Source organism: Streptococcus sp. SPS1, assembly GCF_030439915.1.
In the GTDB taxonomy this organism is placed as follows: Bacteria; Bacillota; Bacilli; order Lactobacillales; family Streptococcaceae; genus Streptococcus.
This window is the reverse complement of sequence record NZ_JAQFJG010000008.1, coordinates 1-24,479: the sequence shown is the minus strand read 5'-3', so window position 1 is coordinate 24,479 and position 24,479 is coordinate 1. Positions and strand designations below refer to the sequence as shown.

The window sequence follows — 24,479 nt, the reverse complement described above, 5'->3', positions numbered from 1 at the left end:
GTCATCGAAACGTCTTAAATTAGCTTTTTTATTTCAAAATCATCTCTATTTTTTAAAGAAAGATGTGCTCTAAACATTTTTTGACCATTCAGGAAGTTTCAATGACGATTCAAGATTTTATAAAGCATGAAATTGTTTTTATGTCATAATAGACCTATCCACTATATGAAAGGAATTGCCAATGACTTCTTATAAACGTACATTTGTTCCTCAAATAGATGCTAGAGACTGCGGTGTTGCTGCCTTAGCCTCGATTGCTAAATTCTATGGTTCAGATTTTTCTCTAGCTCACTTGAGAGAACTTGCAAAGACCAATAAAGAAGGAACGACTGCTCTTGGCATTGTAAAAGCCGCTGATGAAATGGGCTTTGAAACAAGACCTGTTCAAGCAGATAAAACGCTCTTTGACATGAGTGATGTCCCCTATCCATTTATCGTTCACGTTAACAAAGAAGGAAAACTCCAACATTACTATGTTGTCTATCAAACAAAGAAAGACCATCTGATTATTGGTGATCCTGACCCTTCTGTAAAAATCACTAAAATGTCAAAAGAACGCTTTTTCTCTGAATGGACTGGAGTAGCTATTTTTCTAGCTCCCAAACCCAGCTATCAACCCCATAAAGATAAAAAGAATGATCTACTAAGCTTCCTTCCTCTGATTTTCAAGCAAAAATCTCTCATTGCTTACATTGTTCTCTCAAGCTTATTGGTCACGATTATCAATATAGGTGGTTCTTATTATCTCCAAGGAATCTTGGATGAATACATTCCAAATCAGATGAAATCAACTTTAGGAATCATCTCAGTTGGTCTGGTTATCACCTATATCCTCCAACAAGTCATGAGCTTCTCCAGAGATTATCTCCTAACTGTTCTGAGTCAAAGATTAAGTATTGATGTAATTTTGTCCTATATTCGCCATATTTTTGAACTTCCTATGTCTTTCTTTGCGACACGTCGTACAGGAGAAATCATTTCACGGTTCACAGACGCTAACTCTATTATAGATGCCTTAGCTTCTACCATTCTTTCTCTTTTTCTGGATGTTTCTATTCTGATTCTTGTAGGGGGAGTCTTACTGGCACAAAACCCTAATCTCTTCCTTCTTTCTCTTATTTCCGTTCCTATATACATGTTCATCATCTTTTCTTTTATGAAGCCTTTCGAAAAAATGAACCATGATGTCATGCAAAGTAATTCTATGGTTAGCTCTGCCATTATCGAAGATATCAACGGGATTGAAACTATAAAGTCGCTCACGAGTGAAGAAAATCGCTATCAAAATATAGACAGCGAATTTGTAGAGTATTTGGAAAAATCCTTTAAGCTCAGTAAATATTCTATTTTACAAACGAGTTTAAAGCAGGGAACAAAATTAGTTCTGAATATCCTCATCCTATGGTTTGGCGCTCAATTAGTCATGTCGAGTAAAATTTCTATCGGTCAGCTGATTACCTTTAACACACTTCTTTCTTATTTTACAACTCCTATGGAAAATATTATCAACCTCCAAACCAAACTCCAATCTGCGAAGGTTGCTAATAACCGTTTGAACGAAGTCTATCTAGTCGAGTCTGAGTTCCAAGCCCCAGAAAACCCTGTTCATTCACATTTTTTGATGGGCGATATTGAATTTGATGACCTTTCTTATAAGTATGGTTTTGGACGAGATACCTTAACAGATATTAATCTCACGATTAAACAAGGAGATAAGGTTAGCCTAGTTGGAGTTAGTGGTTCTGGTAAAACAACTTTAGCCAAAATGATTGTCAATTTCTTTGAACCCTACAAAGGACATATTTCCATCAATCATCAGGATATTAAAAACATTGATAAAAAAGTCTTACGCCGTCATATTAATTACCTACCCCAACAAGCCTATATCCTTAATGGCTCTATCTTGGAAAATTTAACCTTGGGCGGTAATCATATGATTAGCCAAGAAGATATTCTAAAAGCTTGCGAATTAGCTGAAATCCGTCAAGACATTGAAAGAATGCCTATGGGCTATCAAACTCAGCTCTCTGATGGAGCTGGTCTATCAGGAGGACAAAAGCAACGAATCGCTCTCGCTCGTGCTCTCCTAACTAAAGCTCCTGTTCTAATACTAGATGAAGCTACTAGCGGTCTTGATGTCTTGACTGAGAAAAAAGTTATAGATAATCTTATGTCCCTCACTGATAAAACCATTCTCTTTGTAGCCCATCGTCTCAGTATAGCTGAACGGACTAACCGTGTCATTGTTCTTGACCAGGGGAAAATCATTGAAGTTGGTAGTCACCAAGAGTTAATGCAGGCGCAAGGTTTCTACCATCATCTATTCAATAAATAAGGAGAATATCATGAATCCTAATCTTTTTAGAAGCGTCGAGTTTTATCAGAGACGTTACCATAACTATGCGACAGTGTTAATTATACCTCTTTCATTACTGTTTACTTTCATCTTGATTTTCTCCCTTGTTGCCACAAAAGAAATTACTGTCACTTCCCAAGGAGAAATCACCCCTACAAGTGTCATTGCATCCATTCAGTCAACAAGTGATAATCCTATCCTAGCTAATCATTTAGTGGCAAATCAAGTAGTTGAAAAAGGGGACTTACTCATCAAATACTCTGAAACAATGGAAGAAAGTCAGAAAACTGCCTTAGAAACTCAATTACAAAGACTTGAGAAGCAAAAAGAAGGACTTGGAATTTTGAAACAAAGCTTAGAAAAAGCGACTGATCTTTTTTCTGGCGAGGATGAGTTTGGCTACCATAATACCTTTATGAATTTTACTAAACAATCCCATGATATTGAACTGGGTATCTCAAAGACTAACACTGAAGTTTCAAATCAAGCTAATCTTACCAATAGCAGTTCATCAGCCATCGAACAAGAAATTACAAAAGTTCAACAACAAATTGGAGAATATCAAGAGCTGAGAGATGCTATCATAAATAACAGAGCACGCTTACCAACTAGCAATCCACACCAGTCAATTTTGAATCGTTATCTTGTAGCTTCACAAGAACAAACACAAGGAACTGCAGAGGAGCCATTTTTATCTCAAATTAATCAAAGTATTGCAGGTCTTGAATCATCTATCGCAAGCCTCAAAATTCAACAAGCTGGTATCGGAAGTGTAGCAACTTATGACAATAGTTTAGCAACCAAAATTGAAGTACTCCGTACTCAATTTTTACAAACAGCCTCACAGCAACAACTAACCGTGGAGAATCAATTAACAGAATTAAAAGTACAACTAGATCAAGCAACGCAGCGCTTAGAAAACAATACCTTAACCGCCCCAAGTAAAGGTATCATTCACTTAAACAGTGAATTTGAAGGTAAAAATAGAATTCCAACTGGTACAGAAATTGCTCAAATATTCCCTGTCATCACAGATACAAGAGAAGTACTAATCACTTACTACGTATCTTCTGACTATCTACCTCTACTAGATAAAGGACAAACTGTAAGATTAAAACTGGAGAAAATTGGAAATCACGGCATTACCATCATCGGCCAACTTCAGACAATTGATCAAACTCCTACCAGAACAGAGCAAGGAAATCTCTTTAAATTAACCGCTCTTGCAAAACTATCTAATGAGGATAGTAAACTCATCCAATACGGCTTACAAGGTCGCGTCACTAGTGTAACTGCAAAGAAAACATATTTTGATTATTTCAAAGATAAAATTTTAACCCATTCTGATTAATTTTCAGATAACACTCTATAACTATTTATTATCTTATCAAAAAGGAGAATCATAACATGGATAAGAAACAAAACCTAACTTCATTTCAAGAACTAACAACTACCGAACTCAACCAAATTACAGGTGGAGGATGGTGGGAAGAGCTCTTACATGAAACAATTTTAAGTAAATTTAAAATCACAAAAGCACTTGAACTACCTGTTCAGCTATAAAAATAAGACCGAGTAACAAGAACTCTCGGTCTTATTTTTTATCATTCTGTATGTATTATAGTAAACACCTGACGAAAGACTTGATTTTGGCAGGTAGTATTTAGATTGGTATTGGGATGACTTTCCACAATTTTCATAACGGTATAGAGACCAACTCCTCTCTGCTCCCCTTTAGAACTTGCTCCAAAAGAAAAAATCTCCGAAATATCGATGTTCTCTTCTTTGATGGAGTTTTCAATGATAAAGGTCTCCTGTTCTCCATTTTTTAAAAAGGCAATTGAAACATGAGGTTGACTGGCCTCTACACTAGCTTCAATAGCATTGTCACAAAGGATAGACACAATGGTTAGAAAATCAAGTAGGCTCATCCCCTCGACCTGAATCTCCTCAGGAACTTCGACATTAAAGACAATGTTCTTATCTCTGGCTTTTAGAAATTTCCCTGCTAGAAGACTTTTGAGGGCACGGTCCCGAATATTCACCAATCGGCCCAGGTCATATTTATTGTCCTGCAATTTCTGACTGGAATCCTTTAAGACGGAGTCGTAGACCTCTTTTATCTGCTCCATATCCTCCTCTTCAATACCCAGACGTAAACTGGTCAAAAGGTTGGTGTAGTCATGGCGAAAACTCCGTACTTCCTTGTAAAGTTCCTCTATATGCCGACTATAGCGTTCCATATCTCTGTAGCGCAAGGCCTGCTCTCGGTTTAGTTTTCCCTGAAGTTTTTCCTTCAAATAGGTATCTAATTTCTTGATAACCCCCATAAAAAAGAGGAGGTAAAACACTAGGATGAGATGGCGAACAGTCTTTGATTGAATACCTTGTTCATATTCAAGGTAAGATAGACTTTGCATCACTAGATAATAAGACCCCATTACCCAGTTAATCTTAGTAAGAGACTTTTGAAAATCTTTATCTAGAATCTCCCTTCTCAATCTAGTGAAATCATAGTCTAACCATTTCAAAAAGACTAAAACTATGAAGCAAACGAATATCATAATCAATAAAAAGATAGGATTGCCATCCCCATCTACAATTCCTTGCCCCAAAAATGGAAGCACAAAATAGGAAACACCTCTGTAAAAGAGCTCTACTAATATCATTGGGAAGAGACCATAAAAAATAAGGATTTTTTTAGGAAGCCCTCTTAACAATAAGAAAGATAGACCTATACCGAACAAAGGTTCTATAAAATAGGACAAATATTTACTTACAGCCAAAAATTGAAAAGTCGTAAAAATGATCCCTAGAAGAAATTTCAGAAGAAAAGCTTTGAAAATCCTCTCAAAAGTGAGACCAATTCCATCTACCTTAAAGAAAATGACAATTTCTAGTCCATTAATAACAAGTGAATACAACAATATCCAAGCAATGTTCATAAACTCTCCTAGCTCAGTGTAATTTATTGATGGCCTCAGACACTTCCCTGACCTTATAACGGGCGATTAGACAACTTCCACCATTGGGAAAGAAAAGCAGTTTTTCTTTCTTATCCAAATGTATCACATTGGCTGGATTGATGAGAAAAGAGCGATGACACTGCAGGAGACGAGGCTCCTGCTTGAGAATCTCCTCTAAACTCGCTGTAAATTCCAGTCTGTCTGTCTTGGTATAGAGAATAACACGATGGGCTCTGGGCGATGTTTCAAGATAATAAACCTCTTTAAAAGGATACTGGAATTGGGCAAATTTTGATTTAAAGTAAAAGCAATCTTCCGCCAGACTTTTACTGTCTTGACCATTGGCATAGAGGAGGGCTGTCTCGATCCGAGATTCAAACTCCTCTGCTGACAAGGCCTTATCAATGTAGTCCAAAGCAGACACTTGGTAGCGAAAAGACAGGGGCATAAACTCTGAGTGAGTCGTCACAAAGACGATGAGGGCATAAGGATCCCGATCCCGAATCTTTCTAGCCACTTCCAGACCCTTCATCTCCTCATTTCGAATCTCAATGTCCAAAAAGAATAGCTGATGGGCTCCCTTCTCATGCACCTCTGCCAGCAGTTGAGCTGGCTTACCAAAAACTTCAAAAGAGCTGGGAGTGATATGATGTTCCTTCAAAAGTTTCTCAATCGTCGTTTCAATTCTAGTCTGTTGGGAAAAATCATCTTCTAAAACAAATATTCTCATCTTCCTACTCTCCTTCTTTCAACCATTTTTGACGAATTTCTCTATAGCGACGTCTGGCATACTTGACAGCGTATTGACCTTCTTCTCCGAGAAAAAGGATTCTTTCTTGAAAATCAATCGATTTTACTTTATCAAGATTGACCAAACAATTTCGATGACATCTCATCAAGGTTTCCCCATATTGGTTCTCAAGATCACTTAAATTTTGAACCATATTAAAACTAGCTTCTTCTGTAACAATCTGTACGGTATGGGCTTTAGTTGGATGTGTTTGGATATAGTAGACATCGTCGATGTTTACTTTATAAACTGTTTTCTGTGTCTGAATAATCATATGTTTCATTGGATTCTCCTCCTAAGAAAAGAATAACAGAAAAGGTCTAACACAAGCACACCCAATCCTAAACAGTCTTTGAAAACTCCTAAAAGGACTATTTTTCTACAACATCATGATGAGCTTACAACTATTTTATCATAAAATCTTAACAGTACCATTCAGGAAATTTCAAGGACAATTAAAGATTTGATGGTGAAAAAGGAGATAAAAGTGATAGACTATGATTATAGAAAGACTATGTTTGCAACAACTTTAAAAATCATCAAAAAAGGAGGGGTGCATATGATTTATTCACATCCACCATGATTAACACCCTATAAATATACTCTATTGCAATTGACGTAAATATAACAAGGAGAAAATTATGGCCAAGTCAAATAAAACAAAACAATTAACATCAATCGAACTTTCTCATATAAATGGCGGTAGTATTCCATATGGATGGTATTCTCCGTTTCATATGATTAGCGATAATGTACTATGTAGAAATGGATATTCATATAATAAAGCTAATCTTGATAATGGTAAATGTATCATTGATTGGGGCAACATAGTTGGCAATGTTGCTAATAATATAGGTGCCTCACTAGGAGATTTACACAATCCCTTACCTTAAAACATAAATTATATAGGAGGTCACGTAAATGACAGACCCAATTAAAACTGCTCAGGCACTGATAACTGACTTAAACAAAGCCTACCAAGCATGCAGACAGGCAACCGCTGACGACGTCCGCTTTCAGGAGCAATTAAACTCTATTCTTGGCTTTCTAGCCAAGGCTGAGACAGTGGATAATCGAGTCTTGATTGAACTGGAAAAATTTTACCAGACTTCCAGTCTTCTCATGGGACTCAGCGCTCTTGATCCAGATGCTCCCACTCGCGCCGCTTGGCGAGCCTATGACCGCTTCCACTTTGACCAAGTCAAGACCAAGTTAAGTCTCTACGGACCAACCATTATCTTGTAGAAAATAAAAGAAGCTGAGACAAACTGAACTCAACTTCTTTTTTAGTGTCATATAGGCAAGATTAATCCAGCATCTGACGTTTTACTTGATAAGGTAAGTACAAGACTAGTAAAACCAAACCTGCACCCAGCAAGGCTAGAAGGGCTAGTTTTTCTTGGAAGGTAATCAACCCAACAACTAATTCCACAAGTAAAACAAAACTGGTCAATCCTCGGACTACCGCCTGCAAGCCTTTTTCCTTTTGCCCCTTGTCCAGTGGAAAGAGTTGAGTCAAATACTGGTAGTCAAAGGCGTGATAGAGGGCCAGCAACTGGAAGAGCAAGAGGTAGTTAAACAGTACTACCACTGCTGTCGCAATCCAAGCTTGCTCGATAAAGACCTGCGCCAGCAAGGAAAGTAAGAGCAGACGGAGACTGAGGGCAAAGAGATCTCCATTTCGCAAATAAGAACGCAGATAGAGATTTTGCCAAATCTTCCCAGGCACCTTCTGAACAGCCTTTAGGATAAAGTCCAGATAGGCACGACGCTTGACGCTGTTTGAAATTCCCTTGACCTGCGTAAATAGAGCAAAGAAACGAAGCAAGACTTGCTTACGCTTGCTTTCTTGGGAAATGACATAGTCCCAGTTCAGACCAGTTTCAGTGTAAAATTTGCTGGCCTTTTGACGAAAGAGGAAATATTTTCCTACCCCCAATAAAAGCACATAGACCAGAAAAACAGGCAAACCATAACCAATTGCCAAAAATAGGGGCGCAAATAAAAGTAAGAAAAGGGTCTGGACAAAAAGCCAAAAGACTAGGGAAATGTCAGTTTGACGCTTTAGATGGAGCTTGATTTCCTCTTCTCCGACCAAGAGAAAGAGCTTGTCAGGTGCCTCCATGTAAGTAGCAATTCCACCCCAAAGCAACAGTAAAACAGAGGTAATACCAATAAACAAAAGGATAGGCCAATGATTTTCAGGAAAATGTTGCAAGAGTTGACTGTACTGGTAGGCTAGAAAGCCCAGCAGGACAAGCAGGAACAAGACAAAGTGGTCATTGAGAACATAGCGCAGATAACCGACACACTCCTTACGAAAAGCCTGCTTTCTCTTTAAAAACAAGTCTTTCATAGCTCCTCCTCTTTGGTCAGAGCCAAGTAAATATCATTCAAACTAGCCTCAGGCATGTTAAAGGCTTCGCGCAGTTGCAGGAGATTTCCCTTAGCACGCACCTCTCCCTTATGGAGAATGACAAAGGCATCACACATCTTTTCCGCCGAATCCAGCACGTGGGTACTCATGAGAATAGACTTGCCTTTTTGCTTTTCCACTTCCAAAAGCTGAATCAAGTCTGCAATAGCCAATGGATCAAGACCAAGGAAAGGCTCATCCACGATAAAGAGACTTGGATCCACCACAAAAGCACAGATAATCATGACTTTCTGCTTCATCCCTTTTGAAAAATGAACAGGGAACCAGTCTAATTTCTGGTCCAGACGGAACATTTTCAACAAAGGTTCTACTCGCTCAAAAGCCACTTTCTGCTCAATACCATAAGCCATGGCAACCGTTTCGATATGTTCTCTGAGGGTTAATTCCTCATACAGGCTAGGTGTCTCAGGAATGTAACCAATTTGCTTGCGATAGCTAGTCGCATCTTCTTGCAGGGTCAGGCCATTGATATTGATGGAGCCACTATAAGGTGTCAACAGACCAATAATCTCATTGATTGTCGTCGATTTCCCAGCACCATTGAGACCAATCAAACCGACCAGCTGCCCACTTTCAACAGTAAAAGACACATCTTTCAAGACAGGGACATGGACATAGCCACCTGTCAGGTTTTTAATTTCTAACATATTTTCTCCAAATCTGGTATAATGTAGCTATATTATATCAAAATTCAATACAGTAGAGGTAGATTTTATGTCAGATTGCATTTTTTGTAAAATCATCGCAGGGGAAATTCCTGCTTCAAAAGTATATGAAGATGAGCAGGTTCTTGCCTTTCTGGATATTTCTCAAGTGACACCAGGACACACCTTAGTCGTGCCAAAAGAACACTATCGCAATCTTTTGGAAATGAACGCTACTAGCGCCAGCCAACTCTTTGCCCAAGTACCAAAAGTAGCTCAAAAAGTCATGAAAGCTACCAAGGCTGCTGGTATGAATATCATTGCTAACTGTGAAGAAATCGCAGGTCAAACCGTCTTTCATACCCACGTTCACCTCGTGCCTCGCTACAGTGCGGACGATGACCTCAAGATTGATTTTATCGCCCACGAACCTGACTTTGACAAACTCGCTCAAGTCGCTGAAACCATCAAAAACGCCTAAGGAGTTACCATGAAATTATCCAACCTACTGCTATTTGCAGGAGCCGCAGCCGGAAGTTATCTGGTCACAAAAAATCGCCAAACCATCACAGATGAAGTCTTGAATACCACTGACCGCGTTCAAGCTATCAAAGACGATGTGGATATTATCCAAAACAGCCTGCAAATCATCGACCAGCAAAAAGAACTCATCAAGGAATACCAAGAAGACCTCACTTACAAGTTTAAGGTCTTGGAAAAAGATATCCAGACTAGACTAGCTGTGATTAAAGAAACACAGAAAATCGAAGATAAGTAAAAAGAGCTACTCGGCTCTTTTTAAAAGGTAAACAAGTTATATCCCATCAACTATACATCATAATTTAGGCAACTCATACTCAATAAAAATCAAAGAGCAAACTAGAAAGCTAGGCACAGGCTGCTCACAACACCGTTTTGAGGTTGTGGATAGAACTGACGAAGTCAGCTCAAAACACGGTTTTGAGGTTGTAGATAAGCCGACGCTGACGTGGTTTGAAGAGATTTTTGAAGAGTATTATTCACCGTTTCATAACTAAATCAAAGACTTTCCCAGGCTTTCCGCCGTAATGAAAACACCTGAAACAACTTGGTTTCAGGTGTCCGGAAACTTTGAGGCCTGGGCTCAAAGTTTAGATATGGAACTTCGAAAAAGGTAGCTACCGTCCGTCATTACTTAAGGAAAGTTTTAAAAAATCTATAAGCAAAAAGAGCTCGATAGCTCTTTTTACTTTATTCTCCTTCAAAGGCATCTTTAATATGGTCAAAGAATCCCTTTTTCTTTGGATTGACTTTTAAATCACCAGCAGCTGCGAATTCTTTAAGCGCTGCTTTTTGGCGTTCGTTCAAGCCTGTCGGTGTTACGACATTAACGGTAACGTATTGGTCACCAACTGCACCGCCACGAAGGCTCGGAGCTCCCTTGCCACGTAGACGGAATTTCTTACCAGTCTGAGTTCCCTCTGGGATAACCAATTCAACATCACCGTGAACCGTTGGGATATCAACTGTATCACCAAGAGCTGCTTGGACAAAGTTGAGGTTCAGATTGTAGAAGATAGTGGTTCCTTCACGTTCAAACTTGTCGCTAGCTTCCACAGAAACCACTACATACAAGTCACCATAAGGTCCACCATTAAATCCTGCTTCACCTTGACCTGCTAGGCGAATTTGTTGACCTGTTTCCACACCAGCAGGGATTTTTACATGTACACTATGGGCTTGTTTTTCATGCCCTGTTCCGTGACAGGTTGTACATGGATCTTTAATTTCTTTTCCGCGACCGTGACAGACATCACAGGTTACTTGGCGACGCATCATACCAAGCGGAGTCTGCGTATCGACGTTAATGACACCAGCGCCATGACAGCGTCCACAAGTGACTGGACTTGTTCCTGGCTTAGCACCTGAGCCATTACATGTACGACAGCTTGCTTCACGATTGTACTTAACTTCTTTTTCAGCTCCAAAAATAGCTTCTTCAAAGGTCAAATTCACACGGTATTGGAGGTCATCCCCTTGGCGAGGAGCGTTTGGATTGCGCGAAACACCGCCTCCGCCGAAGAAACTTGAGAAAATATCCTCAAAACCACCGAAACCTCCTGCCCCGTTGAAACCGCCAGCTCCACCACCGAAGCCTCCAAATCCACCATTGGCGCCTGCAGCACCATATTGGTCATAAGCAGCCCGTTTTTGATCGTCACTCAAAGTCTCATAGGCTTCCTGAACTTCCTTGTATTTTTCCTCAGCACCAGGCTCCTTATTGATATCTGGGTGATATTTTTTCGAAAGCTTACGATAAGCCTTTTTGATCTCGTCTGCCGAAGCGTTTTTTGACACCCCCAGACGATCATAAAATTCAGTATTGTTCATACAAGATACCAAGGGCGTCAAACGGACACAGCCAAAATAGGAGTTTTGACGACGGACGCTTGCGTCCTAGAAAAAACTATCTTTTTGGCACAGTCCGTAGCCCGTGTTCAGTTACGAACACCCTTGTTCCTTTCTATTGATGTTCTGAATCGAACCACCATTAGGTCGGGTTCAATTCCTTTCTTTTATATTTAGTAGGAAAGCTCAGAGTGTGAGTTCAATTCTCTGAACACCCTTATTCCTTTCTATAATTTATAAGTAAATCTTTAGAGACTGTTTTCTATACTCTGCTTTACTTGATTAAACTCTTCATCTGATAGAGTAAATATCAAATCCTCTTCAGCATACTCGTTCTGTTCTTTAAAATAGTTGTCCGTATTCTCTGCCAACCCTAAACCGAAAATCACTTTTCTTGCAAACTCTTGATGTGCAAAACCGATAGCCGTAATGATTTGTTTATCTTGGACAAGAACTTTCGGTTGGAAATTCTCACGTGGAAGAAATTCAAAATAATCAAAGAAGTTTTGCCAAATTCCACCTGTAAATTTCGTGTCGTTCAACAAGCCTGATTTCGCCAATAAAAGGGGCGCTGAAGAAATGGCTGCAATTAGGATATCTTGCTCAGCAAGACTTCTCAAAAACGAGATCAATTTCTCATCTTGTAGAGCAGGACCTATATTTACCATTCCTGGCAAAATCATGCAAGAATAATCTTCTATTCGGATTTGATCCAATGTTTTCGTCGGTTGACAGGACAAACCATCCTCAGAGACCACTATCGAATTCTCAGAAGCTACATAATCAATCGTGATATCAAAAGACAGAGCTAAAGTACTTGTTAAAGCGGTTATCTCATAAAGAGAAAAATTAGGATAAATGATACAAAGTACTTTTTTCATACACAACATCCTCTATTTTATCGAAAAACAGAGGCTGGGTTGCAACCTCTGGATTTCTTCTTATCATTATTAACATTCTTAACGAGTTAGGCTTAACTGAGTTTCGGCTAAAAACTTCGGAAAAAAGATAAGCCATCTTTTGTGCATCGCACAAGGCGATGGCTTCCTATTTTTCTTTCGTTTTCTTAACGCCTCAACATCTTATTTTTCCGTAAACTCCCCGTCTACGACGTCATCGCCTGCGTTTCCTGTTGCTTGTGCGCCTTCTGCTCCTGCTTGAGCTTGTTGGGCTGCTGCGGCTTGTTCGTAGAGTTTAACAGCAAGCCCTTGCGCTTTTTCGTTCAATGCTTCAAGTTTTGCTTTCATATCGTCCAAGTTGTTGTCTTCTTGAGCTTTTTTAAGGTCATCAAGGGCAGCTTGAGCAGCGTCACGTTCTGCGTCAAATCCTTTTCCTTCAGTTTCCTTGATAGTCTTTTCAGTCGCAAAGATTGCTTGGTCTACTTCGTTACGAAGATCTACTTCTTCCTTACGTTTCTTATCTGCTTCAGCATTAGCTTCTGCATCTTTCATCATGCGGTCGATTTCTTCATCAGTCAAGCCTGAGTTAGATTGGATGACAATTGTTTGTTCTTTTTGAGTTCCAAGGTCTTTGGCCTTAACAGACACGATACCGTTCTTGTCGATGTCAAATGTTACTTCGATTTGAGGAATTCCACGAGGTGCAGCTGGGATATCTGTCAATTGGAAACGTCCAAGAGTCTTGTTATCTGCTGCCATTGGGCGTTCACCTTGAAGAACGTGGATATCAACGGCTGGTTGGTTGTCTGCTGCTGTTGAGAAGACTTGTGATTTAGATGTTGGAATTGTTGTGTTGCGGTCGATGAGTTTTGTGAAGACACCACCCATTGTTTCGATACCAAGTGACAATGGTGTTACGTCAAGAAGGACAACGTCTTTAACATCACCAGTAATCACACCACCTTGAATCGCAGCACCCATAGCAACTACTTCATCAGGGTTTACTGATTTGTTTGGTTCTTTACCAGTTTCAGCTTTCACAGCTTCTACAACAGCTGGGATACGAGTTGAACCACCGACAAGAATAACCTCATCGATTTCTGACAAGCTTAAACCAGCATCTGAAAGGGCTTGACGAACTGGAACTTTTGTACGTTCTACAAGGTCACGAGTCAAATCGTCAAATTTAGCACGAGTCAAAGTCATTTCCAAGTGAAGAGGTCCAGCTTCACCAGCAGTGATAAATGGCAAGCTGATTTGAGTTGAAGTTACACCAGAAAGGTCTTTCTTCGCTTTTTCAGCTGCATCTTTCAAACGTTGCATTGCCATCTTGTCAGTAGACAAGTCAATACCGTTTTCTTTCTTGAATTCTGCTACCAAGTGGTCAATGATTTTTTGGTCAAAGTCGTCACCACCAAGTTTGTTGTCCCCTGCAGTTGACAATACGTCGAAGACACCGTCACCCAATTCAAGGATAGAGACGTCGAATGTACCACCACCAAGGTCAAATACCAAGATTTTTTCTTCTTTATCAGTCTTGTCCAAACCGTAAGCAAGAGCGGCTGCAGTTGGTTCGTTGACAATACGTTCTACTTCAAGACCAGCGATTTTACCAGCGTCTTTTGTTGCTTGACGTTGAGCGTCGTTGAAGTAAGCAGGAACTGTGATAACTGCTTTGGTTACTTTTTCACCAAGGTAGTCTTCAGCGTAGCCTTTCAAGTATTGAAGAATCATAGCTGAGATTTCTTGTGGAGTGTATTCTTTTCCGTTTGCAGAAACTTTTTCAGAAGTTCCCATTTTAGATTTGATAGAGATGACTGTATCTGGGTTTGTAACTGCTTGACGTTTCGCAGCATCACCAACGATGATTTCGCCGTTTTTGAATGATACTACAGATGGAGTTGTGCGGTTTCCTTCTGGGTTTGCGATGATTTTGCTTTCAGTTCCTTCAAGAACTGCTACTGCTGAGTTTGTTGTACCTAAGTCAATACCGATAATTTTAGACATGTGTTTTTCTCCTTAAATTTTAATTCGAATTTTGATATTCCCCTTAAGTGGTGGGGACGTGAGCAACTCCCTTCGGGATTTCATCACTTATTTTTGAGCCTATTGTCTCAAAAATCCCCTGTTTCAGTAGCAGAAGCTACTGAAACTTTCACCACGGCGGGAAATATCTTCCTTGCAAGCCTCCGGCTTGCCTCTTATCTTTCTTCATAGTTTAGTGTCGTTTCGGACAAGTTTTCTATTATGTAAATTGCGACACGAGGAGTCGAAATCGATTTTATTTCGACGACGAGTTGCTTTAGCTACCGTCAGAATTGCCTAATTATAAACAACCACCATTGCTGGACGTAGGATGCGGTCATGGAGTTTGTAGCCTTTTTGGAAGACTTGGGCGATGGTATCTGCTGGGTGTTCAGCGTCTGCTGGGAGAGTTTGGATGGCCATATGATAGTTATGGTCAAATTCACTGTCAGCTGCGATTTCTTCGATTCCTTCTTCTTTCAAAGCGTGAATCAAACTTTCTTGCACCATCTCCAATCCTTTTTTGACATCGTCTGTCAAACCTTCAACGGCAAGTGCACGCTCTAGGTTATCCAAAGAAGGGAGAATCGCTTTTGCCAAGTCCTGGCTACGATAACGTTGCAAGTTTTGACGCTCTTCATTGGCACGGCGTTGGATATTTTGCATTTCTGCATGAGCACGGAGGTATTTATTTTCGAACTCATCTGCACGTTCATTTGCCAAGTCCAACTCAGATTTCTCAGGAGTTGTTTCTTCTACCGTTTCCACAACTTCCTCTTCTTGGACTTCTTCTACTTCTTCATTTTTTATATCTTGGGCCATTTTCGCCTCCTTTAATGATTTCAATCTTAATGTACTTCGTAATGATTACTGCTGAGGTAGCGGTAAAAATCTGTCAACTTCATGGTCAAAACACGGTTGACCACATTGACTTGGTTGATTAGCTGTTGGTAATCCAGATTAACAGGACCGATAATGGCTAGAATTCCAACTCCCCGATAAGGAATGAGGAACTTGCTACTAATCACCGCTAGGTCAGCTAGACAGGACTCTTGACTGTCTGCAACACGGACGTTTTGCATCTGATCCTCACGCAACCCCTCACGAATCTCCAGAGCCACCTTTTGCGGTTGGTCAAAGAACTGATAAGCTGCCAGATTGGCAAAATTCAAGAGATTAACCTTGCCCGCCACCACAATGTTTTCGTTGAACATTTCCTTAAAGATGTGTTCAAAGAGATCGATAACATTATCCGTCGTTGTAAAGTAACGCTGGATAATCTGCGGAATCTCCGTCCGAATCTTGTAGTGAATATCTAGAACGGTGTGGCCGAGGAAACGTTCCTGAATGATACTCTTCAGTTTCAGCAAATCCTCCTGCAAGAAGTTCCTTGGAATCAGAAATTGACTGGTAACCGTGCGCGATTCGTCTAGGGTAAATACTGCCAAGGCTGTATGTTGCCCCAAAACAACGATATCAAAGGCTGTCAAACGTTGCCTGCTCGGCTCAACATCCAGTGCCACTACCGTACAGCCACTCAGGTCTGTCAGTAGATTAGCAGCTTCTTGCAGAATATCCTCTAGCTTGAAGAATTCCTGATCAAAGGCTTTGACAATCTCGTAAACCTCATTTTCAGCCAGTCGATCAAAATCCAGTGAGTGTTTCACATAGTACTGAAAACCAGCAACACTTGGCATCCGACCGCTTGAAGTATGAGCCTTCTCAAGCAAACCTTGCTTTTCTAAAGCCGCCATGTCATTACGAATGGTTGCACTGCTAGAGTTAATAGACTCTTGCAAGGCTTTGGATCCGACAGGTTCGTGCGTTTTGGTAAAGATGTCAATAATCAGATTTAAAATATCCTGCTGACGCTCTGTAACCACCTCATCACTCCTCTCTGTCTGACCAATTAGCACTCGATACACTCAAGTGCTAACTTATAATTCTATTATACACCCTTAGAAGAGAATGTCAAGATAAAAACTCAAAAAATTAGCACTCTTTTATCAAGAGTGCTAAAAATCAGTCTACAGACCGAGAAACTCACCTTCCATCTACTTGATATTTCCTTTTTAGTCTGAAATAACCATGGATTAGATAAGAAAACAACAAAGAATATAAAACAAAAATAATGAAGAATGACATAGAAAGATCTTCTCTAAAGATAGTGTAAAATATAGTGCAACAAAAAACTCATTGCGTTTCATTGGTGTAAACTGTAAGTAACCACACAAACAGACTCCAGGGGAAAACTATGAGCTACTCCCATCTTACCATAACCGACCGAATAAAGATAGAAACCTACTTGGAATTAGGTTTGAAACCTTGTCAAATTGCAAATAAACTTGGCGTCCATAAGTCTACTATTTCAAGAGAGGTAAGACGATGCCAAAATGGTTATTCCGCAGCCTTAGCACAGGAACAGTACGACCACAGAGCTAAGCAAAAAGGTCGAAAGTCTCGTTTGACACCAAAGTTGAAAAAGAAAATTGAGGACGGTTTAAAATCCTCCTGGTCGCCTGAACAGATTTGTGGCCACTATCAGCTTGAACAAAAGCCAATGGTAGCTTTTAAAACTATCTATAACTGGCTCTATGATGGTTTGATTGATCTGGATTTAAGTGTCCTTCGTCGTAAAGGAAAAACTCGACAACCCAAAGAAACACGTGGAACATTTAGGATTGGTACGCCGATTGCCAAACGTCCTAAAGAGGTCAGGAATCGTGAGACCTTTGGCCACTGGGAGCTCGATACTGTGGTGTCTTCCAGAGGCAAAAACAAGGGCTGTTTAGCGACCTTCCTAGAGCGAAAAACGCGCTTTTACTTAGCTTTCAAGATACCAGACAGAAGAGCCAAATCCATGTTTTCAGCTATCGAACAACTTTGTAAGCTATTTCCAAAAGAGGCTCTTAAAACCTTCACTTCAGACAGGGGAAAAGAGTTTGCCTGCTATCCTCTGGTAGAGAATTTAGGAATTTCCTTTTTCTTTGCGGACGCCTATCCATCCTGGTAGAGAGGAAGCGATGAAAACGCAAATGGCTTACTAAGAGAATGTTTCCCAAAGAAAACAGATTTAGCCGCTATCTATGATGAGGCTTTGAACAAGGCTTTATTCACCGACCACGAAAATGTTTAGCTTACAGAACTGCTAGTGAAGCTCTAGAGGATGAGTTCGAGTAAATGTTGCACTTATTCTTGCAATTTATCTTTAATTAAAGGTGTAAAATGACAGACAGGAAATATATAGAAATATAAAGCTATGATATAATGGTCATGAAGAAAAGGATTAAAGAGTCGGAGGAATTGGTTCAGTTATTGCCCTTGATAGGAGAGGAAGTTTGACATGAAAATATTTCTTTTAATTGCTGTATTGCTCTGTTACAGTTTGCCATTTTTCGCAGAAAAGTGGGTATCAGAGACAGAAGTTTCTTTTATGAAGCAACCTGCTTATCATTACTTGCTAAGTTTTGAAGAAAATCACTGGTTACTGTTATTGTTGACGATAACAGTTATATCTGTTGTCGTTACTTATTTTTTGCTAAAAGGCAAACGCTTACTTTTCTTCCTTTTTTAGTTGCAAAAATATCTACTACAATTTGAACGTCAAATGTTTTACAATTAAAGTATCAAGAAGGAGGGGAGAAATGAAAGAAAGAACGGCCGCCATTTTAAATAAAATTATTATCTCCGAACTTCCTGTGAGTGTTGAAAGATTGAGTGAAGAGTATGATGTGAGTTTTCGCACCATTCGTAATGATATAGGTGAAATCAATGAATACTTGCAAGAACACCAGCTTCCATTTGTCCAACAGAAACGCTCTCAAGGATATTTCATCGAGTTGACAGAGGAAGAAACCCATACCATAAAACAGCTCGTGTTTGAAGTTTCTCTCAATGAATATCTGACAAGAGAAGAAAGGATTTTGGATATTATCCTCGATATCGGTTTAGGAAATCAGCCAGTTTTTCTCACGCAAAAGGAAAGAAAATACCATGTTTCCAAATCTTCTATTGATGAGGATATGAGACAGATTCGTCAGAAATTGCAGAGCTTCGGCATCCAAGTGGTTAGTCACCCCAAGCAAGGACTCCTGTTTGAAGCCAAGGAATCGATTATCCGTACAATATTGTACTCTTTAATCAATCCAGAACTGACTAAAAACGACATGCAAGCCGGAACTGGGAAAATGAATATTGTCTCAGAATATCTGCCAGAAAATCTGTTTGGAAAAGTCAATGCTATTTTTAGCAGGACAATTACAGAAACAGGAGATGACCTGTATCGGAGAAATTTCATTCTGTTTACAATCATCTGGATCCGCAGGGTGGAGAAAAAACAATATGTTGCCCATGAAAGTGAATATGTTGAGGAAACTAACTTACAAGAATTTCTGGAAGAAATCTGCAGGATTTATCGATTAGCTGTTCCCAATCAGGAAATTTCCTACATCGGTTATATTCTAAAATCCTTCAAAATGATTACTTCAGATAGTCCGAGCAATTGGGGACAATTGCAAGTCTTTATTCTTCAGCTGATTGACTATGTGGAACACAGGACAGGTATCCCCTTTACCAAGAAAGAAAATAGCTTACAACAAGGATTATACAATCACTTGGTAAGTATGGTTGCCCGTGTTGAAAATGACGTTCAATTGACAAATCCTCTAAAAGATAGGGTGAAAAAGTCTTATGGCTTAATCTACGATGCAGTAACAGAGTTTACTGAAAGATTGGAGCTGATGTTGGGAAAAGACATCACTGAAGATGAACTTGCTTTCTTAACCATTCATTTTTCAGCTGTTTTTAGTGAAATCAACCAAGAAAATGATGTTTGGTATCGGGCTGTTGTCATATGCAATCATGGTATGGCCACAGGGATGTTACTAGCTGAGAATTTAAAGGAATTTTTCAATATTGAAGTCATTGCCATTCTCAGCTCAAGAGAGATTTCAATTATTGACAAGTTAGATGTTGATTTGGTCTTTTCAACCGTTGATATTCAATATGACCACAAGCCAGTGCTGGTGCTCGATTCTATCATCCAAGAGGACACAAAAATTGCTATTCACCATTTTCTGAGTCAGCATCAATCAGCACGACGAATTACAAACAAAAAGCAAGATTATACCAGAATGTTTTTAGACATCTTGCATTTGATTAGAGATCAAGGTCTTGAGGTTTCAAGAGAAATCTATACTAAATTTGAGAGTGTTTTTTCTAAATACGCTTTAGATGTAAATAGAAGGGAGGTACAACCTATGATTCAAGATATATTAACGGATCTCCATATTTCGATTGTGAGTGGAGAGTATAGCTGGCAAGAAGCGATTAAAGTCGTTTCAGAACCTTTACTTAGTGAGCAGATTATTGAGCCGATTTATATAGATGCTATGATTGATGGCGTTAATAAATACGGTCCATACATTGTCATTGGACCCCATTTGGCACTTGCTCACGCTCGTCCAGAAGACGGGGCAAATAAATTGGGACTTAGTTTGACGATTTTTGAAACACCAGTTTCTTTTGGTGTGGAGGAAGAACAACAAGTTCAAATTGTCTTTTGTTTGTCTGCGATCGATTCATTCTCACATTTGAATATCATGAAAAGTTTGGTGTCTCTAATCCAAAATGAAGAAAAAATCGATGAGCTTGGAAAAGCCCGAGATGTTGAAACTGTAAAACAAATTTTATTCCATTCAAAGGAGGAAAAACAATGGGAAATAAAGCGATAATTTTATTTGTCTGCGGTGCTGGTCTCGGTTCCAGCTTTGCCGCACAAATGGCAGCAGAAGATGTATTAAATAAATACAAGGTAGATGCCAAATTGGACCATGTTGATATTTCGACAGCTGCTTCAATGCCAGCGGATGTGATTATCACAGCGCAAAACTTTAAAAAACAATTTGAACAGTTCTCTATTGATGAGACTGTGACACCTATTGTTTATTTAAAGAACATTGTCTCGTCAGCTGAAATTGAAGAAAAACTTATCCCAATCTTGCAGAACAAGGGGATCGTTTAATATTAGTAAAGGAGAATTAGGATGACCATTATCAATTTTATTATCAATAATATCTTGACCCAGGCATCTATCACTATTGCATTGATTGCTATGCTAGGCTTGCTCTTACAAAAGAAATCCGTAGGGCAAGTCATCTCTGGAACCTTGAAAACCTTACTTGGATTCCAAGTACTGAGTGCAGGTTCAAGTGTTATCGTAGCCAGTCTGGTTTACTTTGGCGAAATCTTCCAAAAAGGTTTTCATACACAGGGGATTGTTCCTTCTATTGAAGCTATCAATGGCCAAGCCATGAACGAATTGGGGCTTGGTAGCTCAATTGCCTTGACCTTCTTAGCAATTTTTATCTTTAATATCATCTTTGCTCGGGTGACGAAGTGGAAATATATCTTCTTGACTGGTCAAGCTTTACTATGGATGTCAACAATGACAACTGTATTTGGTTACGCTGCGGGTTTGCGTGGCTTTATACTTATTCTTGTTGGTGGTGTTGTCGGCGGCTTCTTTACAGTTGCCATGCCAGCCATTGCTCAACCAATTATCCGAAAAGTCACTGGTTCAAATGATATTGCTCTTGGACATTTCTGTACAATTGGTTATCTTTTTGAAGCTGGCATTGCGAAACTCTTTGGCGAGCGTGGTGAAAATAAAAAATCAATCGAAGAGATTGAATTGCCAAAAGCTTTTGATTTCTTGCAAGATACCTACCTATCTGTAATGGTCGTTATGGTACCCATGTTTATCATCACAGCACTCTTTGCTGGATCTAGTGCAGTAGATACTGGTACACAAAACTACATTGTGTATGCCTTTATGCAGGCTATTCAGTTTGTAGTAGGTGTCTATATCCTCTTAGCTGGTGTTCGTCTGCTCTTGGCTGAGATTGTACCTGCCTTCCGCGGTATCGCTATGAAATTAGTTCCAGATGCTATTCCAGCCCTTGACTGCCCTGTCTTCTTCCCTTATTCGCCAAATGCTGTTATCCTTGGTTTCATTACAACAACCATCGGTACCTTGATTGCTATGTTTGTCCTTCCGATGTTCGGACTAGCTATGATTTTGCCAGGTATGTTGACCAATTTCTTTGCAGGTGGTACAGCGGGTATCTTTGGTAATGCAACAGGTGGCCGTCGTGGTGCTATTATCGGTGGTATTGCACACGGATTCTTTATCACCTTGCTCCCAGCACTCTTGGTAACAGCCTTCAACCAGCTTGGATTTGTGAATGCAACTGCAACAGACGTTGATACGGTTGTAGCAGCCCTTCTATACGCTTGGATTTTGAACCCAATCTTTAAGATGTTCTAAGTTGAGGTAGCGTTATGTTTGGATTTTTTAAGAAAAAAGAACCGAAACAAGCTAAGAAACCTGTAGAGGAAGTCCTTTTATCTGAGGAAGAACGTGCGAAACTCCTTGAAAAAGTGGAGGAGGAGAAAAGCAAGCTGACATCTCTAACAGAAAATAAAGACTTGGCTGAGGCTTATGAACGCCTCGGCCTCCTCTATGGGGAACTTGGTGAGGTGAACCAAGCCATTGAGACACTTGAAAAGAGCCTAGAAGCTCAGCTTTCCATGGGAGACGGCTATAAGAAACTCATGGCACTCTACAATGCGAAGCGAGCAGAAGCTGCTAAAAATCGCGATAGTGAAGGCATTGACTACTATATGTCTAAAATGGATGACATGCGCAATATCGCCAAAAAAGTAACCCTGTCTCGTTAGAAAGGACAATTATGTATAAAACGATTAAAGAATTAACGGAAACAGCTGAAAAGCTCAATATGACTATTGGTGCCTTCAACATGCACAATCTTGAGATGCTGCCCGATATGATACGAGCAGCAAAAGAAATGGGAAGTCCTATCATTATCCAAACCAGTATTGATACTGCAAAGTACATCGGCTACAATGTTATCGTGGCTGTTGTCAAAGAAATGGCCAACAGTATGCTGATTGACGTTGCTCTGCATTTAGACCATGCGCGAGATTTTGATGCGATTAAGGATGCCATTGATGCAGGTTATTCTAGTATCATGTTTGATGGTTCTAACCTTCCATTTAAGGAAAATATCGAAAAAACTCGTCTTGTTGTAGAATATGCTCATGCAAGAGGTGTATCTGTCGAGGGAGAACTAGGCACAATCGGTGGAACAGAAGAAGGAATCTCTGTCAATGAAGAAGATAAAGAGTACACTCGTCCAGCCGATGCAGTGACCTTTGTCAGAGAAACAGGCGTAGACGCACTTGCAGTCGGCATTGGCACCAATCATGGTCAATTCAAATCAAAAACCAATGTTAAAATCCCCCTGCTTAAGGAAATCCACGAAGCTGTACCAACTCCACTTGTTATCCACGGTGGAACAGGTGTTAAGGAAGAGGACTATCCTCAATTAATCAACAATGGTATTCGCAAGTTTAATGTCGGAACAGAATTGCTGGTCAACTGGACACAAGAAGCCAAGGATGCTTTTGGTGCAACAGAAGTCAATAAGTCTCTTCGCCACAATATCATCCCTGCCAACCAAAAAGTCAAAGAAATCGTCAAACACAAAATTGGACTCTTCATGAATACAGGTGAGCCGACCAATTTGGGGTAAGCCTATGAAGAAATACTTATTGCTCTTAGCTGGGCCGCCAGCAACAGGGAAAAGTTATTTGGCCAATTTGATTCAAGTCGCTCTTCCACAAATCTATACGGTTTCGCCTGATGAGTTTAAACAGGACATGGCAGAGAGTGTTGGTTTTGACAATCTCACGGAAAAGGTTACGTTGGAAAAGCGTGTTTGGGAGTATTATTACCAGGCCTTGGAAGTTTATATGGGTGTTGGTAAGCAATTTGTCTTGACCGAGTATCCTTTTTCCTACAAGCAAAAGGACAGGCTCGAAACTTTAGCAAATAAATTTGATTATGAAGTTATCACGATTCGGCTCGTAGCAGATTTTGATATTCTATGGGAACGCCGGATTGCGCGTGACTTATCTCCTGACAGACATATCAGCTTTATTATGAGTCACTATCATAATGGTGACACTTTGCCAAACCATGAACTAGCAGATGATTTAATCACGAAAGATGCTTTCAAGGAAATCATCGAAGCGCGGCAGTATAATCATTTTCAGCTCGGTCAGCTAATTGAGTTTGATGTGACAGATTATAGTAAGGTTGATTACAAACCCTTTATCGATCGCTTAGTTTCATATTCTACAATATGAAACAACCTATAAAAATCGAGTAGGGGATAATCTCTAGCCCCTCTCACACCACCGTACGTGCCGTTCGGCATACGGCGGTTCAACTAACTTTTAACGCATGTCGTTCAAGGTAATAATCCAAACACGAAACCAGTCCACGTTTTTCAAGGACTGGTTTTGATATAGCACGTTTAAGTACCGACTTCTGAGCTACTAATTGATAATGGTCGCCCCAGCCAGATACCTTATCTGCTATCCATTTAGGAACTCCTAGTTTGAGGAATCCCCATAGTCGCCTAGATTTCTTCTTCCATTGTTTCCAGATAATCACTCTTATTCGTGTTCTCAGTCGTTCATCAATGCTCTCCATGACTGATTTCATGTTCGTCATTGAAAAGTAGTTTATCCAACCTCGGATAAGCCAATTGAGCTTCTCAATACGACTATCCAAGTCAATACTCCACTTGCGAGTCGTTAGTTTCTTGAGTTTTCTCTTGAAAGTCTGTACGCTATCTTGATGTGGACGACTTTTCCAACCATCTGATGACTTCCAGAACCCGAAACCTAGATATTTCAACTCTCTTGGTCTGGTAATCTTAGTCTTGGTCATATTTACCTTCAGACCTAGCCGTTTCTCAATCATGACCACCCGTCTAACGGGTGGTTTGTACCCGGTCTATAAGCCCAAATTACCAGCCAGCGCCTAAAGACGCTGGCTTTCACGTTGTTCAAGCCTCGTTGCTCTTGACTCGTCACTTGCCTCT

24 protein-coding genes and 3 pseudogenes are annotated in these 24,479 nt (G+C 39.9%); 15 read left to right on the top strand and 12 right to left on the bottom strand.

Annotation, left to right across the window (positions count from 1 at the left end):
• The first annotated feature begins 181 nt into the window (after window positions 1-181).
• Genes blpA through blpC form a run of 3 tightly spaced genes read left to right on the top strand, consistent with a single transcriptional unit; the run spans window position 182 to window position 3,919 of the window.
• Window positions 182-2,335 (top strand): peptide cleavage/export ABC transporter BlpA, encoded by a 2,154-nt coding sequence (gene blpA / locus PCY12_RS06825; RefSeq protein ID WP_301352173.1) that lies wholly within the window; start codon window positions 182-184, stop codon window positions 2,333-2,335.
• Between the two features lie 10 nt (window positions 2,336-2,345).
• The gene (locus tag PCY12_RS06820) at window positions 2,346-3,707 is read left to right on the top strand and encodes a bacteriocin secretion accessory protein (RefSeq protein WP_301352172.1); all 1,362 of its coding nucleotides are present in this window, start codon (window positions 2,346-2,348) and stop codon (window positions 3,705-3,707) included.
• A gap of 56 nt (window positions 3,708-3,763) precedes the next feature.
• Window positions 3,764-3,919: a quorum-sensing system pheromone BlpC gene (gene blpC / locus PCY12_RS06815; protein WP_218757135.1), complete on the top strand. Its 156-nt coding sequence runs from the start codon at window positions 3,764-3,766 to the stop codon at window positions 3,917-3,919.
• 41 nt (window positions 3,920-3,960) lie between these two features.
• Here the strand turns inward: blpC and PCY12_RS06810 are convergent, their stop codons facing one another.
• The 3 genes from PCY12_RS06810 to PCY12_RS06800 are packed head-to-tail and all read right to left on the bottom strand — an operon-like array spanning window position 3,961 to window position 6,395.
• A complete protein-coding gene (locus tag PCY12_RS06810; protein ID WP_301352170.1) occupies window positions 3,961-5,301 on the bottom strand; it encodes a sensor histidine kinase in 1,341 nt (446 codons plus the stop codon).
• A 13-nt stretch (window positions 5,302-5,314) separates the two neighbouring features.
• The gene (locus PCY12_RS06805; RefSeq protein ID WP_301352169.1) at window positions 5,315-6,052 is read right to left on the bottom strand and encodes a response regulator transcription factor; all 738 of its coding nucleotides are present in this window, start codon (window positions 6,050-6,052) and stop codon (window positions 5,315-5,317) included.
• A 4-nt stretch (window positions 6,053-6,056) separates the two neighbouring features.
• On the bottom strand, window positions 6,057-6,395 hold the full coding sequence (locus PCY12_RS06800; protein ID WP_000682127.1) for a LytTR family DNA-binding domain-containing protein: 339 nt from the start codon (window positions 6,393-6,395) through the stop codon (window positions 6,057-6,059).
• Between the two features lie 358 nt (window positions 6,396-6,753).
• Between PCY12_RS06800 and PCY12_RS06795 the strand changes: the two genes are divergently transcribed.
• Together PCY12_RS06795 and PCY12_RS06790 are read left to right on the top strand one after the other, a co-directional pair.
• Window positions 6,754-7,005: a hypothetical protein gene (locus PCY12_RS06795; protein ID WP_001130045.1), complete on the top strand. Its 252-nt coding sequence runs from the start codon at window positions 6,754-6,756 to the stop codon at window positions 7,003-7,005.
• A gap of 28 nt (window positions 7,006-7,033) precedes the next feature.
• Window positions 7,034-7,357 (top strand): hypothetical protein, encoded by a 324-nt coding sequence (locus tag PCY12_RS06790; protein WP_000131861.1) that lies wholly within the window; start codon window positions 7,034-7,036, stop codon window positions 7,355-7,357.
• Between the two features lie 61 nt (window positions 7,358-7,418).
• Here the strand turns inward: PCY12_RS06790 and PCY12_RS06785 are convergent, their stop codons facing one another.
• Both PCY12_RS06785 and PCY12_RS06780 read right to left on the bottom strand, forming a co-directional pair.
• Window positions 7,419-8,468: an ABC transporter permease gene (locus tag PCY12_RS06785; protein ID WP_301352168.1), complete on the bottom strand. Its 1,050-nt coding sequence runs from the start codon at window positions 8,466-8,468 to the stop codon at window positions 7,419-7,421.
• Window positions 8,465-9,196 (bottom strand): ABC transporter ATP-binding protein, encoded by a 732-nt coding sequence (locus PCY12_RS06780; protein WP_000889956.1) that lies wholly within the window; start codon window positions 9,194-9,196, stop codon window positions 8,465-8,467. The genes PCY12_RS06785 and PCY12_RS06780 overlap by 4 nt, the downstream gene beginning before the upstream one ends.
• A gap of 67 nt (window positions 9,197-9,263) precedes the next feature.
• Here PCY12_RS06780 and PCY12_RS06775 point away from each other — a divergent pair, with 67 nt between their 5' ends.
• Window positions 9,264-9,674 carry an HIT family protein gene (locus PCY12_RS06775; protein ID WP_050275810.1) on the top strand — a complete coding sequence of 137 codons (411 nt, stop codon included), beginning with the start codon at window positions 9,264-9,266 and terminating at the stop codon, window positions 9,672-9,674.
• Between the two features lie 9 nt (window positions 9,675-9,683).
• Window positions 9,684-9,971, top strand: a complete 288-nt coding sequence (locus PCY12_RS06770; RefSeq protein ID WP_296172384.1) for a hypothetical protein — start codon at window positions 9,684-9,686, stop codon at window positions 9,969-9,971.
• Window positions 9,972-10,423: 452 nt separating this feature from the next.
• On the opposite strand, the gene dnaJ is transcribed toward PCY12_RS06770, so the two are convergent.
• From dnaJ to PCY12_RS06740, 6 genes and pseudogenes are all read right to left on the bottom strand, one after another.
• Window positions 10,424-11,563 carry a molecular chaperone DnaJ gene (dnaJ, locus tag PCY12_RS06765; RefSeq protein WP_261025346.1) on the bottom strand — a complete coding sequence of 380 codons (1,140 nt, stop codon included), beginning with the start codon at window positions 11,561-11,563 and terminating at the stop codon, window positions 10,424-10,426.
• Window positions 11,564-11,829: 266 nt separating this feature from the next.
• Window positions 11,830-12,462: a DJ-1/PfpI family protein gene (locus PCY12_RS06760; protein WP_261024219.1), complete on the bottom strand. Its 633-nt coding sequence runs from the start codon at window positions 12,460-12,462 to the stop codon at window positions 11,830-11,832.
• A gap of 201 nt (window positions 12,463-12,663) precedes the next feature.
• Window positions 12,664-14,487, bottom strand: coding sequence for a molecular chaperone DnaK (gene dnaK / locus PCY12_RS06755; RefSeq protein WP_000034661.1), 1,824 nt, complete (start codon window positions 14,485-14,487; stop codon window positions 12,664-12,666).
• 315 nt (window positions 14,488-14,802) lie between these two features.
• Window positions 14,803-15,327: a nucleotide exchange factor GrpE gene (gene grpE / locus PCY12_RS06750; RefSeq protein ID WP_301352167.1), complete on the bottom strand. Its 525-nt coding sequence runs from the start codon at window positions 15,325-15,327 to the stop codon at window positions 14,803-14,805.
• Window positions 15,328-15,353: 26 nt separating this feature from the next.
• The gene (gene hrcA / locus PCY12_RS06745) at window positions 15,354-16,388 is read right to left on the bottom strand and encodes a heat-inducible transcriptional repressor HrcA (RefSeq protein WP_000255759.1); all 1,035 of its coding nucleotides are present in this window, start codon (window positions 16,386-16,388) and stop codon (window positions 15,354-15,356) included.
• 160 nt (window positions 16,389-16,548) lie between these two features.
• Window positions 16,549-16,674 (bottom strand): annotated as a pseudogene (locus PCY12_RS06740) (DUF2812 domain-containing protein); the annotation flags it as partial.
• A gap of 85 nt (window positions 16,675-16,759) precedes the next feature.
• Between PCY12_RS06740 and PCY12_RS06735 the strand changes: the two are divergent.
• The 8 genes and pseudogenes from PCY12_RS06735 (at window position 16,760) to PCY12_RS06700 (ending at window position 23,736) form a co-directional block, all read left to right on the top strand.
• Window positions 16,760-17,685, top strand: a pseudogene (locus tag PCY12_RS06735) (IS30 family transposase).
• A 163-nt stretch (window positions 17,686-17,848) separates the two neighbouring features.
• On the top strand, window positions 17,849-18,079 hold the full coding sequence (locus tag PCY12_RS06730; protein ID WP_261060103.1) for a hypothetical protein: 231 nt from the start codon (window positions 17,849-17,851) through the stop codon (window positions 18,077-18,079).
• A 70-nt stretch (window positions 18,080-18,149) separates the two neighbouring features.
• Complete coding sequence (locus PCY12_RS06725; RefSeq protein WP_261060095.1) at window positions 18,150-20,237, top strand: PTS sugar transporter subunit IIA; 2,088 nt, start codon at window positions 18,150-18,152, stop codon at window positions 20,235-20,237.
• Complete coding sequence (locus PCY12_RS06720) at window positions 20,219-20,527, top strand: PTS sugar transporter subunit IIB (protein ID WP_261060094.1); 309 nt, start codon at window positions 20,219-20,221, stop codon at window positions 20,525-20,527. Before PCY12_RS06725 ends, PCY12_RS06720 begins: the two co-directional genes overlap by 19 nt.
• 21 nt (window positions 20,528-20,548) lie before the next feature.
• A complete protein-coding gene (locus tag PCY12_RS06715) occupies window positions 20,549-21,832 on the top strand; it encodes a PTS sugar transporter subunit IIC (protein ID WP_261060093.1) in 1,284 nt (427 codons plus the stop codon).
• Window positions 21,833-21,846: 14 nt separating this feature from the next.
• Window positions 21,847-22,245, top strand: coding sequence for a tetratricopeptide repeat protein (locus PCY12_RS06710; RefSeq protein ID WP_261060092.1), 399 nt, complete (start codon window positions 21,847-21,849; stop codon window positions 22,243-22,245).
• Window positions 22,246-22,256: 11 nt separating this feature from the next.
• On the top strand, window positions 22,257-23,120 hold the full coding sequence (locus PCY12_RS06705; RefSeq protein WP_261060091.1) for a class II fructose-bisphosphate aldolase: 864 nt from the start codon (window positions 22,257-22,259) through the stop codon (window positions 23,118-23,120).
• Between the two features lie 4 nt (window positions 23,121-23,124).
• Entirely contained in the window at window positions 23,125-23,736 is a 612-nt protein-coding gene (locus PCY12_RS06700) for an ATP-binding protein (RefSeq protein ID WP_261060090.1), read from the top strand.
• 79 nt (window positions 23,737-23,815) lie between these two features.
• Here PCY12_RS06700 and PCY12_RS06695 read toward each other — a convergent pair.
• Window positions 23,816-24,355, bottom strand: a pseudogene (locus tag PCY12_RS06695) (group II intron maturase-specific domain-containing protein); the annotation flags it as partial.
• Window positions 24,356-24,479: the final 124 nt, after the last annotated feature.